6 protein-coding genes are annotated in these 16639 nt (G+C 42.6%); all 6 read right to left on the minus strand.

From position 1 onward, the window contains the following. Nucleotides 1-106 precede the first annotated feature (106 nt). Nucleotides 107-1615 carry a thioester reductase domain-containing protein gene (locus AACU32_RS01145; protein ID WP_096597052.1) on the minus strand — a complete coding sequence of 503 codons (1509 nt, stop codon included), beginning with the start codon at nucleotides 1613-1615 and terminating at the stop codon, nucleotides 107-109. Nucleotides 1616-1617: 2 nt separating this feature from the next. After that, complete coding sequence (locus AACU32_RS01150) at nucleotides 1618-3288, minus strand: PfaD family polyunsaturated fatty acid/polyketide biosynthesis protein (RefSeq protein ID WP_096597054.1); 1671 nt, start codon at nucleotides 3286-3288, stop codon at nucleotides 1618-1620. Between the two features lie 251 nt (nucleotides 3289-3539). Beyond that, entirely contained in the window at nucleotides 3540-6911 is a 3372-nt protein-coding gene (locus tag AACU32_RS01155) for a PfaB family protein (RefSeq protein ID WP_096597056.1), read from the minus strand. A gap of 288 nt (nucleotides 6912-7199) precedes the next feature. Then, the gene (locus AACU32_RS01160; RefSeq protein ID WP_096597060.1) at nucleotides 7200-8561 is read right to left on the minus strand and encodes a beta-ketoacyl [acyl carrier protein] synthase domain-containing protein; all 1362 of its coding nucleotides are present in this window, start codon (nucleotides 8559-8561) and stop codon (nucleotides 7200-7202) included. A 312-nt stretch (nucleotides 8562-8873) separates the two neighbouring features. Next, entirely contained in the window at nucleotides 8874-10607 is a 1734-nt protein-coding gene (locus AACU32_RS01165) for an SDR family NAD(P)-dependent oxidoreductase (protein ID WP_096597062.1), read from the minus strand. Between the two features lie 334 nt (nucleotides 10608-10941). Beyond that, entirely contained in the window at nucleotides 10942-16428 is a 5487-nt protein-coding gene (locus AACU32_RS01170) for a type I polyketide synthase (protein WP_096597066.1), read from the minus strand. Nucleotides 16429-16639 lie beyond the last annotated feature (211 nt).

Here is a 16639-nt window from a genome sequence, read left to right on the forward strand (position 1 = left end):
CTAAATAAACAAAGCCCGCTTTCGCGGGCTGTAAGAATATGAATCTGCTTTTGCAGGCTTTGTTCGTATAGCCGCACCCTTGAGGGTGTCGGCTATTAGCTAGCGACTACGCAACATTCAGAAAACCAGTCTGAATTAAATACGCAGTATAAGTCATAAACATTTCCGAACTGATTGGCGGACAAACAATCGAACTACCTGCGAGTGCTTGTAGAGTCTCCTGACAGCTAATGTGTGGTCTTCTTGCTTGTAGATACAAATCAGGAATTGTTAATTGCTCATCAGACCAGCGTTCTAACAAAAATGGTCGCAGAGTATATAAAGGATTGTCCACAGAAGAGACATTATTAATTAACTCTGATTGCCATTGTTCGTAAGGAATCGCCTTAACAGGATAACCAAAGGATTGTACCCATTTAATTAAAGTACTCAATGGCGCTGGTTGGGGATGTTGCAAGTGGAATGCTTTACCAATAGATGAAGGCTGCATTGAGAGATAAACAATGGCTTTGCTGACATAATCTACAGGAGACATATCCATCATATATTCCACATCTGGGAAATATCCCATTTGCAGACAGCCTTTGACCATCAAGTTAATAAAATCATGGGTGTTACAAATTCCTGTTTGGCTATCTCCAGAAATTAATGGTGGTCTGTGGATAGTTACAGGTAAACCTCGGTCACGAGCAAGTTTAACTAACTTCTCAGCTACCCATTTTGTTTGGGAATAACCTAAGAAAATCCCTTCCCAATGATTAAAGTCATCTTGTTCTTTCACCACCTTACCAGCATAAGCAGGTGATTCAAACACCGCTACACTAGAAACGTAATGTACAGGCTTGAGTTTGATTTGGCTAGCTAATCTCAATACTTCTTGAGTACCTAACACATTGGCAGCTTTCAATGCTGAATAGGGAAAAACATAATTCAGCAAAGCACCACTATGATAGATAGTATCAATATTGGCAGCTAAAATTTGAAACTGTTCCGCGCCCATACCCAACAATGGTAGAGCTAAATCACCCACAACTGGGACAATTCTCGGCTGGTATGAATCATCCCAAAGTGCGTAAGTTTCGAGATTCTTGACTAATTTACTCTTACCTTCTTGAGCATTAGCAGCCCGCACTAAGCAGTAGATATCTGCATTAGTTTGCTGTAGCAGTTCCCGGATGATAAATGCTCCTAAATAGCCTGTACCACCAGTTAAAAAGATGTGTTTTGGTTCAGTAATTGCAACTGGCGGTAAAGCGTCAGGACGAATGGTGGGGTCAAGAACTACCTCAGCATTTAAATCTAAAGCTGGGATAGGAGTATTAGCAGTAGCAGAAGTTGTATCTTGAATTACTGAATCTTCCGGTAAATCTTCAGCTAAACGCTGAGAAAGTGACGCAATATTTGGGTAATGCCACAACAGCAAAGGAGAGGGTTGGAATCCCAGCATTTTCTCCAATTTGCTGACGAGAATCATTGCCTGGGCTGAATCCAAACCATAGTTTTCCAAGTTCTCTTGGATATCTATCTCATCAGTTTCTACCCCTATCAATTCAGCCAGATTAGACACCAGCCATGCTTGAATATCTGCTGCACTAAAAGAATGTTTTGAATTCATTTTTACATCTCCAATGTAGAACTAGCTGGGCGATACTGACTGTAGTAATCGGGAATTTGCAAACCTTGAAATTTCAAACTTTGTATGCGATATAAAAATGCTGCTCCGGTCATTAGGTGATTAGCAACATCAACAACTTTGCGGTTTTGGGGTTCAGCTAGATAAGTACCGCGCACCCAGTCGTTGAAGCTACCCATCGCCGGGCCGCACCAAATTTGATAATCAACTTCTCGTCCTTTTTCACCAGAATTAGACCAACGGGAAGATAATCCTAAATACCACCGGAAAATCAATGCCATTTTTAATTTAGGATTATTTACTGCTTTACCCAATTTTTCGGGATTTTTTTGGGATAAATAAGCAGCAGTTCCTTCCCAAACTTCAGCAATTGTCTTGCGGAAAACTTGTTTTTCTAATTTCTCTCTTTCCGCTAGGGGAATGGCTTCAATTGAGTCATAAGCGCGATATAACTCATACAATTTTTGCGCCCGCATGGGGAACATTGTGCCCCGTTTGAGGACTTGTAATTTGACTCCCATTTCAAACATATCAGCTGCGGGAGCCATCATGACATCAGCCATTTCTGCTTGCGCGAGTAATTTTTTGGTATGTTCACACGCACCAGATTCCACACAAGATTGATTAATGGAACCTGTGACTACATAAGCTGCACCCATCATAAAAGCAGCTAAAGTTGATTGTGGTGTAGCAATTCCGCCGGCTACTCCCACTCTAATTGGTTTTGAGTAATGATATTGTTCTTGAATTTCATCTCTCAAAGCCATAATGGAAGGTAACAGACAAACCAGGGGACGATTATCTGTATGACCACCAGAATCGGCTTCTACAGTAATATCATCCGCCATTGGAACTTGAGCAGCCAGAGTTGCTTGTAACTCAGTAATTAATCCCTGTTGTACAAGTTCTTTGAGGATTCTGGCTGGTGGTGGTTGGAGAAATTTGCTGGCTACTTCTCTCCGAGAAATTTTGGCAATGACTTTATTTTTGATTTCAATTTGATTGGCTGCATTCAAACTTAATCCTGCAACCCGGTAATAAACAATGTTGGGAGTTAAGTCCAAAAATGCTGATGCTTCGACTACTTTCACACCATATTTAAGGAATAAATCCACAGCCCGACGTTCAATCATCGGTTCATTGGGGCTGTGAATTAAATTAAAAGCATAGGGGCCTTGTGGTAAGGCTTGTTGTATTTTGTTGATAGCGGCTTCTAATCTTTCTGGACTTAAACCGCCTGCACCAAAGGAACTTAAAATTTTCTCTTTTCCGAGGGCGATGACCATTTCTTCGGAAGCAATACCGCCAGCCATTGCACCAGTTGCATAGGCATATTTCACTCCATAAAAGGAGAGAAAACTGGGGTCGCCTAATTGTTGAATTTTAATTGGGGGGATGGATGCTAAAAGTTCTACTGGTGCGGTGACAGTGCTATCAACTGGGCATAAATACCCAACATTAGTAACACCAATTTTCCCTGAAACGTTGACTATATAACAGGGTTGTTCTAAGTTGAGAAATTTATCTACTATGCCTTGTTGATCAAAAGATATGCAATCTAGGGAACCTTTCCAGATGAGATTTTGTCCATAGGAATAGCAGGTAAATCCTAGTCCGTTTTCGTGTTGACTTAGTGGCGTATCTACAGTGGTCACGCTAGTTATCCCTCGATTTATAAGCAATGGTTTATAAAAGGTAAAGGGTGAAGGATGAAGGGTGAAATAAGAGGTAATACCAATTTTGATTTGTCTATCGTGAGTGTTACTGGGTTTTGGAAAGTTCGTTAAATTTTAGCTGAGTTGCAAGGATTATTTTTTAACGAACCGCCAAGGACGCAGAGGACACAGAGTGAAGAGAGATGATAGAGTAATTTCATACTTCATCCTTCAAACTTCATACTTAATTCTTAGGATTCTTCATTCAGTAAATTTTGGGCGCAAGCTAATTGCAATTGAATAATTTCGCTCATTTGCTTGCTAAAATCTTGTCTAGACTTTAAGAAAGCAGTATGAGCTTTAGTTACATTGGCATTGTTAGCGTTGAGCTTTTGATATTGAGTCTTATTTAAATCGAGCATACGGATAGTTTGACCGGATTTGCGAGTTATATTTTGTGGAGAAAAGCTGGGCTGAGTTGATTGTTGGGGAGTGGTAGTTATCTCAAAGGATTTTAATTCTTTCGTTGAGACTAAACCGTGTTCCATGATATTTTTCTCGGCGATTGCTTCTGGCTGATTTGTTGGCAGTAAAATATCATCGCTAGGTTGATTATTGGTAGCAATTACGACTGGAGTATTCAGTGAATTGATTACTGAATTTGCTCTGGAATAATCAACTGTAGTGGAGTTGGTTTGTGGTTTGTTAGCTAAATTTTGGAAAATTTGGCGATTCTCTTCACTCAAAATTGTGGCAATAATTGAGTTACCGCCCAATGTAATATTTCGTTGGGTTAATTTACTTTGTTTCCCAGTTTCTTGAGTGATGTTGTAAAGAGATGAGATGTCTAACTCAACTTGATGGCTGAGTAATTTAGCTAGGGCTTTGACTATGGAAGTATGGTCATCCATACCTCTACGATTGAGAGAAACGGTGATGTGTTCTTGTCCTTCGAGAATTTTACCTACCCAGCGAGAACAGACACCGCCAGCACCAGCTTCGATAAAGATTTTGACTCCATCGGCGTAAACGCGGTTAACTAAGCGGGGAAAATCTAGTTGTTGGCTGAGTCCAGTAGCGATACTGTGGGCTACTACTTCACTGTTAAGGGTGATAGGTTTATATCCAGCAGCAGAATAAAATGTAATTCCGGGAATATCCTGAGTTGGTAAAGTGTTGAGTTTTACTAACTCTGTGTACTCCGATTGCATGGTTTCACAGTGGATGACATGGTCGAAGGGAGCTGGGAAAGCATTGCAGCCAAGGGTTTTAATCACTCGCTGACAAGCTGCTGGTTCACCGGCGATTAATACTTCTTCTGGTGTATTAATCTGCGTTAAATAAACGCGACTCTCATTTTTGAGGCATTCTGTGACTTTCTCTGGGGTAGTCATGAGTACATAGTTAGCCCAGAAGTTATTGTCAGAAGCATCGGTGGCTGGTGGTAGGTTCCAATACTCACGCACAGAATTTTTTGGCCCCGATAACCTATCACCAAATAAAGCCGAGGAGTTAAAGCTGTTACTTCCAGCAAAGAAATCACTCCACACACCTTGGGCAACCATCATACTAGTTTCGCCCAGGCTATAGCCAAACACATATTTGGGTTTGACTTGAAAGCGATCGCGGATTACTGTGGTGATTAGCCTAGTGAAGAACATTTCCGCTTCAAACATTGCTAGGGAATCATCTAGCAATTTCTTCTCCAGGGTTTCTAGTTCTCTGGTAGACAACTTATGTAAGCTTCTGGGAAAAACCAGTTTCTCGACATCCGAAACTCGTTTATACAGACTCTTCACGAAGGGTTCATTTTGCAGGTTAGGGAACAGCCGGAAGAGAGTCCGACCAATACCCACATAGGAATTCACCGCCGCTGGATACACATAAGCAACCTCACCCTCTTTACCCAAAGGTTTTGCGGTGAAGTAACTACCTATAGGTGTTTGCCAATCACTACCCTTTTCAAAGGCAGTATTTACACCTTTTTGGGCTGAGGCGATTTCTTTGAGTAATTCCTTTTTGTTGCGTCCAGTAATGGCTAAGGTGTACTTGGCTGTGGAATGCTGCTGAAATTTAACAAAATTCTGACTAGCAGCATCAGCTAGAGACTCAGAATTCTCAATCTCTTGTTGCAAATTATCTAACAGATTCAGTAAAGCCAAACGGTCATCACCTGCTACAGGGAACAGATGAAACGGCCGTTGTTGTAAATACCTACTGCTGTGATTGATTTGGTCTGGTTCATCGGACAAGATGACATGGGCGCAAGTCCCATCACAACCGATACCATTAATGGCAGCAATTCTGTGGGTACTATCTTTATGGAGGAACCAAGGTCTTGATTCCGTAGCCACAAAGAAAGGACTACCTTGCCATACTTGGGGCGTTTTCACCCCAGACCAGTTGGGAGTAGCAGGAATATAGTTGTGATAGAGACACAAAGCCGTTTTGATTAAACTAGCAATTCCCGATGCTACATAAGTGTGCCCAATATTGGACTTCACACTACCAATCGCACAATGTAAACCATCACCCACAGAGGGATAAGCCTGAAGCATCCCTGCAATTTCCGCCTCATCTTCTTGGGGGAAACCACTCGCAACCACTTCTACATAGTTAACTGCTGTCGGCTGAATCCCCGCCATTTGGAAAGCTTGCTGACAGACTTGGTTAATCGTCCCCGCATCTATAGAAGTAGAAGCAGCTTGACCGATACTAATCGCATCAATCGCAGCATAAATGCGATCGCCATTTTGTTTGGCTGTATCATAACGCTTGAGAACAACTGCACCTGCACCTTCGCCAACTGTCCAGCCATTAGCATTTTGGTCGTAGCTTAAGGTATTAGCACCAGTGTTCACTGTTCCCCATTGGCTACGCAACAGAACATTTTCTATCCCGCCAGCCAAATCCACAGCCCCAACTACAACAGCGTCCACTTCCCCAGTCATAAGTAGCATTTGTGCTACTTCCAAAGCCTTGAAAGCAGAGGTTTCCACCGCCGTCATCGTAAAAGATGGTCCAGTGAAATTCCACAGCGCAGAAATGCGACTCGCCATAATATTGGCGATGTAACTCAGATATTCACCAATATCTACTTGATGGTGAACACTATCTTTAACAATAGTTTCCAACTGAGAAATTTTATCCGCAGGTAAAGCAATTTCCGCAGCATTCAAACCATCTTTAATTTGCCACGATAAATTCCAGCGTTGTTGTAGTTGATGAACAGACAAATCTGCTTCTGCTGCTATAATGACAGCAACATTTCCCCCTTCTTGAATCCCGGCATCTTTCAATGCACCATCTGCAACTGTTAACAGTAAAAGTTGTTGCGGATTCAGTTGTTCTACTTCATTTGGGGGGATTTTGTAAGCTAAAGTATCAAGGGCAAATTCTTGAATGTATGCCCCTATCGGTGCTTTACCATCAGGTAAACCGTATTCTTTGAGTAAATCTTCTTTGCCATCTATGCCATACCATCTTTGAGAAGGTAGAGGAATAAAATGCTGTTTGCCGTCATAAATACTACGTTCAAAAGCATCTAAATCTTTACATTCACCAAAAAAGGCATCCATGCCGACAATGGCAATTTTGCCTGATTGTATTTCTTGTTCAAACATTGTTTAATTACGCGATATCAGATATGTCGTGAATAGAATGATCTGTAAGTCTCAAGCAGAGAATATCAGAATCCTATTTGGGAAATTTCTTTTTAACCTCTTAATCTCTGTGTACTCTGTGCCTCTGTGGTTAGATAAATTATTTTTGAACCGCAGAGGACGCAGCGAAAAGTTCCTCGTTCGCGTGAGCGTTCCGCAGGAAAGCCGGGTTCCCCGGCGTAGGAAACTTTTCAAGACAGAGAACGCAGAGAAAAAACAAGTTTTAGGAGTCACTTTGAAAGAATGACTTCATTCTTCATCTTTCTTTTCTAGAATCAGATGTGAGTTGGTTCCGCCAAAACCAAATGCACTTAAAGCTGCACGTTTCACAGGCGAATTATTTGGCCATGTTGTCGCCGTTCTCACAATATTTTGGCTAGAAATGATACTATTCTCTGAACCAATCGGTTCACTGACATTAATCGTTGGGGGAATCACACCAGCATTCAAACTATAAATTGTCTTCGCCAAACCAACCATACCAGCCGCTACTAATAAGTGACCGACATTAGCTTTGGTAGAACCAACCAAAGGCGATGCTTGGTGTTCACCAAAAAAAGTTTCTATAGAGTTAAATTCTGTGGTGTCTCCTAATAATGTCCCTGTAGCATGACACTCCATATAATCAATTTCTTTGGGGCTAAGTTGTGCTTCCTTGTACGCCCGTTCAAAAGCGAGAATTTGCCCTTTGGAATTGGGACTTAATAAATGCTTACCTTTACCATCATTAGATAGTCCATTCCCCGCAATTGTGGCGAGAATTTTATCACCATCTCTGACAGCATCGCTGTAACGCTTTAGCATTACCATCCCAATCCCATCAGCGGTAACTAAACCGCGAGAAGACTTATCTAAAGGACGGCTAATGCCATTTTCGGGATAACCTTGAATACCGGAAAATAACATCCGTAAAAATAGCGGATCTACACAACTAATCGCCCCGGCTAACATCACATCAGCTTTGCGTGTTTGCAAATAGTAAGATGCCAGCTTAATCGCATAAAATGAGGATGAACAAGCAGCGTCTATACAGAAATGATTACTGGATAAAGAAAATGCTTGAGAGACCAGCGCGGCGGGAAAGCCGGTTATCATTGCATTATATGGGGAAGGCTTCGTTGTAGTTGGTAACGCAGCCAACCGGAAATTTTCATCTTGTAAAAGTTCTGCGATCGCAGGTTGAATCGTTTGCTGATATATTGGAGCAAACAATTGATTAGACATCTTTGTGGGTAAAGATAAAGTCCCTAGAATTACCCCACATTTTGAGAGAACTTGCCGATTTCCCCAATAACCGCTGTGCTGAATGGCTTGTTTAGCTGCATACAGCGACCATTTAAAGGAATTATCCAAACTTTCTACTAACTCAGCAGGTAAATTGTATTCGCTTGGATCAAATTCAAAATTCCGAATAAATCCACCTTGGAGAAAATAGATTTTTTCCGGTTTTCCTTTAATTGGATCGTAAAATATTGTGGGATCTACATCCAAATCTGCAACAGTAGTAGTTGAAGTTGCATCTTTCTCATTTGTAAGATTCTGCCAAAACTGCTCAGGATTATTAGCATCAGGAAACAGGCATGATAATCCGATAATTGCTATTTTTTCCACTACTGATATCCTCGTTGGGGTATTAAATAAAAGGGGATATTTTCTCTATTCTTTAATCTCTCCCCTTGGCGTACTTGGCGTACTTGGCGGTTCGTTAAAAAATCAACAACCGCATCAATTAGATTCCCCAAACATCACAAGATTTACGCTTTAAACTAAACCAAATGGAATTTATATTGGTGTTAAGGATAATTGTAGGTTGGGTTGAGGCTTTGGGAAACCCAACACCGAGATAATGTTGGGTTTCCCTACGGGAAGCCACTCCGCGTCTACGTTCCTCAACCCAACCTACGCGCAATTTAAGGTTTTTAATTACTTAGGCTGTAGCAAACTCATTGGCACAACAACAGCCTTAGCACCTAAGATTTGTGCGTATAATTTTCCTTCGCGATCATGAAGGATAAAATCAGCAGTTAAACCAGTACCTTTTTTCTCCTTAATATCAGTAGAAACATAAAAGGTTTCATTGACTGGTATTGCTCTATACTGTTCCGATGTTGTTAATTGTCCAGGTAAACAAACTTCTTCATGAAAATGACTTAACCAAACCCATAAAGGTTGTGTACTCAAATCAGTTGCATAAGGATTGTGCCAATGAATTGGGAACTGTCCTTGTTGTTGTTCGGTAATTTGTTCCCAAAAACATTCCGTAGTAATTTTTTCGGCGCTAATATTTAAAACCCTCTGGATTTTCTGAAAACACGGGCCATGAAATAATGTAGATGGGCCATTTTGATAGAAATCTTTACCAATCGTGGTAATCAGATTATCCTCAGCTAAATTCATGCCCTCATACATAGGTGCATCAGGTAATTTTCGCACCAGTTTGATAGTAGAAGTGAAATGATAATGAGTTTTGCCAGCGGGAGTTTTACTGAAGATAGTTGTTTGAAATTCAATGAACTCACCATCAGCTTTAGCAATTTCTTTCAGTTGCAAAATATGTTCGCTGGCTACCGATTCATTAAAGGTAATTCCCTTGAGAACTTTAAAATCTTTGCAACTGAAATATCTATAACCAGGATAAACTTCTTCACAACCATTAATCATCCATGACATTGCACAGGTAGCTGGAACTACTGGATAACCAGCAATTACATGATCCATTAAAAAAGGATTGGCTTCAACTGTGATGCGGCGACGGATATAATGAGTTTTCAGTTCTGAATCTAAAGGTGGAGGTGGTGGAATTAGCGGGCTACCAATTACTAGTTGGGTGGTGTCGTGATGCTTGGGATGTAGTTCTTTGACTAACATTTTTGTCCCCACTTCCACCGGGATAATGTCAATTCCCCGTTCTGCAAAAGCTTTTTTGAGTTCTGGGGTTACCATTCCACTATCCCAGCCACCCCAATTAATCGCCACAACATGACAGTTGGGGTAGTACTGTTTCATCAAGTGGGCTGATTTGTTGAGGATCTCATTTGCGATCGCATAATCGGACTGGCCGATATTGCCGTAAAATCCTGTGATGGAGGAGAACAACACTAAATGCTGGAGTTGTTCAGCGGGGACGCAATCTAACAGGTTTTCTAAGCCTTGTACTTTGGCGGTGTAAACTTTTTCAAAATCCTGTTCTGTTTTCTTTTCAATTAATTTGTCAGCTAAGTTCCCTGCGCCATGTATGATGCCGGTAATTGGCCCCATGCGGTTGACAGTAGCTGCGAGTTGTGTCTTTAATGCTTGGGTGTCGGTGACATCGACGCTGAGATATTCGGCGGTAGCGCCTGTTTGTTGAATGGCGGCGAGGGTTTTTTTGATTTCGCGGCTGGAGTTAATTTTGTGATAGATTTTTTGCACATTCATGGGTGTGGGTTTCTCACCTTGGGCGAGAAGATTTTCCATGATGCGTTTTTTTAATGCGGCTTCTTCAAAGCAATTTTGCGCGTAATCTGGTTCGGTTGCTAATAGTTCGGAACGTCCTAAAAGGATGAATTTACAAGGTTGTTTTTTAGCGAGTTCAATGGTGCATTCGGCGGTGATACCTTTGGCTCCACCGCTAACAAGAAAAACTGATGAGGGGCGAATAGGTGTTTGTGTTGCCATGTGATTTTTAAATGCCGATAATTAGATTTGTTTTCTTCTCTGCGCCTCTGCGTCTCTGCGTGAGAAAAAAATATTTTTAAATGAACCGCAGAGGGCGCGGAGGAAGAGAAGTTTTAGAGAGTTTTTTGGAGGAGGGAGATAAGTTATTACAATTTCTTTGCGTCTTTGCGCCTTTGCGTGAGATAAGAAGATTTTTAAACGAACCGCCAAGAACGCCAAGGGCGCAGAGAAAGAAGAGTTTTAGAGAGTTTTTTGGAGGAGGGAGAAGAAGAAATAAGTAATTTTTATTCCTCCTTGTCCCCCTTCCCTTGTCCCCCTTGTCTCCCTTGTCCTTTTACTTCTCAGATGAAGTGATTAGGGTAACTCTTCCCTGAGCGCCGTAGCCAACTTCACTGAGATAAAGATTAGAGTCGTGTAATTCAGCAATGATGTGTTGCGCTGATTGTTGAGCATCGAGAGCGGGACTAATATCAATTGCTCTGGTGTATACTTTGGGCCATTCCCATCGCATTGTTTTGGTTAAGCCAGCTAAACCGGCGCCGATGACTCCAAAGTTGGTGTTATGCTCAAACCCGAAGGCTCCATCTAAACGAGCTACTGTGATAAAACTACTGCGTCCGTAACGTGCGGCTTCGTTGAGGGATTTTTTCAGGTGTTTAGCCATGAAGAAGACCTGTTTGACGATCGCCTTTTCTTGTTCAATATAAGGAAGTGTCTTTGTGTGACTGGCTTGGAATACTGGATGTATATGGATGAAGGCCCCAATGTTGCCGATGGTAGTTGCAATGGCAGATAATTTATCTTGTAGTAGTTGTTCGCTTAAATCGGCTAGGGTAATCCGGGTAACGCCTGGGGGTAAGAGTGCTTGTTGGGGAACAATCGATTGGGGGAAGCTTAAAACTACGACTTTCCAACCTTTATCAACTAGGGATTGCACTACCACTGAGGTGGTGAGGGAACCATCATCGGTAATTAAGGCGATGTGTCCCTCTGGTAAGTTGAAGTCTAAGTAATCTGGTTGGGGAAGGTATTTGAGTTTGGCGGGTAGACGTTGAACGTTATGTTCTACATCGATTATCGGCTCGTCGTCAAACTCAAACTCATGCTTTTTTTTTTCACCTCCAGCCAGCTTCTGGAGATAATCAACTATTTGGCCGATGGTGCGTAAGTCGCCGAGTTCTTCGATATCTGGCTTGGGTAAGTCGGGGTACATTTCTTGCATCGCACCCAGGATTTCTACTCGTTTGATGGAGTCGATTCCTAAGTCGGCTTCCATGTCCATTTCCAGTTCTAGCATCTCTACTGGGTAACCAGTTTTTTCACTGGTGATGTTGAGTAGGGTTTGACCGATGTCTGCGTAGTTAGCGCTAGTTGTGGTTTCTACTTCGGGGACGAAGGCGACTGCTTCAGGTGCAGTAATTACAGTTTCTACTACGGTGACTGGTGCTACTGGCTCAGGTGCAGTAATTACAGTTGTGACTGCGGTGACTGGCGCTACTGGCTCAGGAGTAGTAATTACAGTTGTGACTGCGGTGACTCCTTGAGGAATTTCCGTGGTTATTTGTACTGAATTGCTCTGTACAGCTACTGAGACATTGCCAGATGCGTGGGTTTGCAGATACTCGACAACTTGTCCAATTGTACGTTTCTCTGCTAGTTCTTCCAAGTTTGGCTTGGGTAAATCGGGGTATAATTCTTGCAATCCGCCTAAGATTTCTACCCGTTTGATGGAGTCAATCCCTAAGTCTGCCTCCATGTCCATGTCCATCTCTAACATTTCGATGGGGTAGCCTGTCTTTTCGCTGGTGATGGTTAACAGGTTAGTACCCAATTGAGATAAATCGATGGTGCTGGAGACAGTTACAGGTGCAGGTGCAGGGGTGAAGCTGACAACTTCAGCTACAGGTGCGGGAATCTCAACTACAGGTTGAGGGGGAATTTCCACAACTGGAGGCGCAGGAATTTCGGCTACAGGCTCAGGTTGAGGTTCGACAATTTTGGGAGTGGAGCCATTTTTGACTACAGGCTCAATTGTCGGTTCAACTAGAGGTGTTGTAAGCGTTTCAACAATTTTGGCGGTGGGTGGAACGGGTGCTTCGGTAACGGGTTCGCTGGCGAAGGGTAATGTTACCTGGGGTAGGGTGATTTCTTCGCCAGAAACGAAGTGTGAATACTCTTGCTGAATTAGTTGGAAAAAGTTTTTGGTATATTCGATTTGCTCTTGCAGATACTGTTCGTGAATGCGTAGGGTTTCACCTTGTTGGGAATGAAACTGCATCATGCTACGCTCTAAGCTTTCCATGACAACTTGCTTGAGTTTGGCGGTTTCCGCAGTGGTTTTAGCTTGAGCGAGTAAGGCGTTTTGTTGTTGCATCAGTTGGAAAAATGTTTTGGCATATTCCATCTGATGATTGAGATAATGCTCGTGAACTTGTAAATTTTCGCTTTGATTGTTCTGAAACTGTGACAGGAGATATTCTAAACTTTCGAGAACTCTTTGATGATTTACAGGTTTTTCTGGTGTTTGCATCTTTGATTCCTGGGCTGGTATTTCTAAAAGGGTCGCAGGATTCATTTGAGGCTTTGGTTCTGGGGAATAAGTCACGCCGTTCATGACTGGGGTAGGTGCAGGAGCGGTTTTCTTATGTCCGTTGGTGTGAATGGGTGTAGGATTTACAGGTTCTATGTTCACAGGTGCAGGTGAAGGTGCAGAGATTTCGGGAATGTTGTTAACTTTAGGTGCAGGTGCAGAGAATTCGGGGATGCTGGTAATTGTGGGTTCTGGGGTGCTAGCTAATTTGACTTTATGTCCATTTTGCAAAGCTTGGGGAAAGGCGTTTTTGGTTTTTTCCGACACATAATTAATGCCGTTTAACTTGACAGTTAACGCCTTTTTCTTCTCATTTTCGGGTGCGGGTAAGGCGGGTGGGAGTTGATAAGGGTCGAGATTTTTCAAACTCAAGCCAACTACACGCAACTGAACAGCGGCTTCTCTTAAAGAGCGATCGCTATTCTTTTGGGTGCTGGGGTTCAAGGAAATGGTAAGATGCGGGCGATCGCCTAAAATATCTTTGACTAAGTTAGAAAGGATTCTGCGGGGGCCAAATTCGACAAAGCAGTAACCACCAGCGGCGTAAATATTCTCAATTTCCTGCTTAAACAGCACCGAGTTAGATAGGTGAGTTTCCAGGATTTTTTGAATTGATGGGGATTCTTGGGGATACTTTTGCCCAGTAACGTTACTGAAAACTGGAACTTGGGGTGCTTGGAATTTGACAGACTTAGTTGCAATCGCAAAGGATTTCTGCGCAAAAGCAATCAATGGGGTGTGGAAAGCTGCGGATACAGGAAGCAATACAGCCGCACAGCCTTTATCTTGTAGTACTTGGCGAACTTTAGCGATTTCGGCGGTGGGGCCAGCTAAGACAACTTGGGTGGGAGAATTAATATTAGCGATCGCTACTTGAGGATAATGTCTAACAATCGCTTCTACTTTGGCAATTTCTTCTTTCACTGCCAACATACTACCGCGATCGTGGTCTGGATCTTCGGGAGCAGCCATTGCTTGACCCCTAGCTTTCACTAAGAATAAGTAATCTTGCTCGCTCAACACACCCGCAGCCCATAAAGCTGTCAGTTCCCCAAAGCTGTGTCCGGCGACAAAATCTGATTTAAAACCAGCTTGTTGCAGTATGGTATACAGTCCCGCACTCAATACCCCAATTGCCGGTTGTGCATATTCTGTGCGTTGTAAGGCGGCTACTTGAGCATTCTTTTCTGCTTCTTCAAATACTGGGTTGGGGAAGACAATTTCTGACAATGGGCGCAAATTATCTTTCAGCAACAAACTGTCCATTTTGCTGTAAAGACGGCGCATTTGGGGGAAATTCATCACCAATTCCCGCCCCATCTCTAAGTATTGAGAACCTTGTCCAGAGAATAGGGAGACGACTTTACCAGCCAAATTCATCCCCGCAGAACGGAAGTAAATTCCTTGGGGATGTTCCCAAGAGATAGCAGAACCTTTGTGTTTGAGCCAGTCAAGACTAATTTGCATTAACTTGCAGGCTTCTTGCAGATTTTCAGCTACAAACCCAACTCTCGCCGCCGCTTGGGGAATTTCTTGTGCTGTGCAATCTTGAACTAATTGTGCATAATGTCTTTCGCCGTCCTTTGACTGCAACTTAGCCAAAGTTTCTTCGCACTTGGTTACCAATTGCGCAGAAGTTCCAGCAAACAGCAGAATTTCCGCAGGTGCATTATGTAAACGGTAAGGCTTATTTTGTTCGGCTTCGTATTCTTCCAAAACAACGTGGTAATTTGTCCCACCAAAACCAAAGGAACTTACACCCGCACGTCTTGGTGCGTCGCCTTCCGCCTTAATCCAAGGTCTGGTTTCTGTATTTAAATAGAATGCCGAATTTTTAATGTTGAGTTTGGGGTTTGGCTCGGTAATGTTAATTGTTGGCGGCAATATCTTGTGGTGTAGCGCCAAAGCAGTTTTAATTAAACTTGCTGCACCCGCAGCAGCTTTTGTATGTCCAATTTGGGATTTCACACTACCAAGTGCAATGTGCTGTTTCTTCGAGTCATGTTCCCCAAAGAAATCTCTTAAAGAACCGAATTCTGTGGGGTCACCAGCCATTGTACCTGTGCCATGTGCTTCCATCAAGCCTACAGTAGCGGGAGAAAAGCCTGCATCTTCATAAGCACGTTCTAAGGCTTTGACTTGACCTTCTTTGCGGGGAGCATAAATACTCTTATAGCGTCCATCGCTAGAAGTACCGATACCTTTGATGACTGCATAGATTTTATCGTTGTCCCGTTCTGCATCTTCTAGACGCTTGAGGACAATCATGCCGATACCTTCACCCAGCATCATCCCATCGGACTTAGCATCGAAAGGTTTGACACTCTCACTGGGAGAAACAGCCGGGGTTTTGCTGAAGGAGATGTAAGCCATGATGGTGTTATCTGTGTCCACACCACCAGTTAGCATCATATCGCTGCGATACTCAACGAGTTCGCTAATCGCCATTTTCAAAGCGCCGAAGGAACTAGCACAAGCTGCGTCAACGACACAATTCATGCCGCCAAAATTCAGACGGTTGGCAATTCTGCCGGCGACAACGTTCGCTAACATCCCTGGGAAGGCATTTTCATCCCATTTGACATAAGCGCTTTTAATTTTTTCTATAATTTGTGCGGTATCTTCATCAGATAAACCGCTGCTTTTTAGCGCTTTTTCCCAAACAGGATATTCTAACCGCGCCGAAAGTGGCATTCCTAATTGCTTAGCCATCGCCACGCCTAAGATAACCCCAATCGTCTCGCGGCTAAACTCACGGGTTTCACCATAGCCAGCATCTTCCATTGCTTCTTTCGCAACTACTAAACTTAATAGTTGCGATACATCTGTAACTTCTAAAATGCTGGGGGGAATCCCGAATTCCATTGGGTTAAAATCAACCTCAGGAATAAACCCACCTCTTTTACAATAGGTTTTATCTTCAGTTGTTCTCGGATTGGGATCGTAGTAATCTTTAACGCTCCAATGGGTTTCGGGAACATCAGTAATACAGTCAGCTTTGTTAACAATATTCCGCCAATATTCCCGTAAATTTCGCGCCTTGGGAAATAAAGATGCCATCCCAATAATGGCTATAGGATTTTGTTGTAATTGTCTGTTAATCTTGTTAATGGAAATTGGTTTATCAGTCTTCACTTTTTTCTCCTCTATAAACTTAATCAAAGTCTTTTCACAGCTGTTGATCTGGGATTCCAAATCAGCCAAGGCAGTATCAATGGAATAAGCAGACATAGAAATAACGAATCTGGAGGACTTTGAATTGCCAAGCCACAGTAATTTCTGTTGCTGTGCAATAATGAAAGCTATCTGTTTTAATAAGCAGCTAGCTATCCTATCCGCAAAAGCTAAATGCTTTTCTGCGAATTAACACCACACACAATGTAAAGAATGTAGACGCGGAGCGGGTTGCCGTAGGCGAGGATAAAGGCTCAAGGGTGATTGA

Source organism: Calothrix sp. NIES-2100 (assembly GCF_963875285.1).
GTDB lineage: Bacteria > Cyanobacteriota > Cyanobacteriia > Cyanobacteriales > Nostocaceae > Aulosira.

What these genes read in the sequence shown, in the direction of transcription:
- AACU32_RS01145 (WP_096597052.1), bottom strand. Translation starts at nt 1,615, where the DNA reads ATGAATTCAAAACATTCTTTTAGTGCAGCAGATATTCAAGCATGGCTG.
- AACU32_RS01155 (WP_096597056.1), bottom strand. Translation starts at nt 6,911, where the DNA reads ATGTTTGAACAAGAAATACAATCAGGCAAAATTGCCATTGTCGGCATG.
- AACU32_RS01165 (WP_096597062.1), bottom strand. Translation starts at nt 10,607, where the DNA reads ATGGCAACACAAACACCTATTCGCCCCTCATCAGTTTTTCTTGTTAGC.
- AACU32_RS01170 (WP_096597066.1), bottom strand. Translation starts at nt 16,428, where the DNA reads ATGTCTGCTTATTCCATTGATACTGCCTTGGCTGATTTGGAATCCCAG.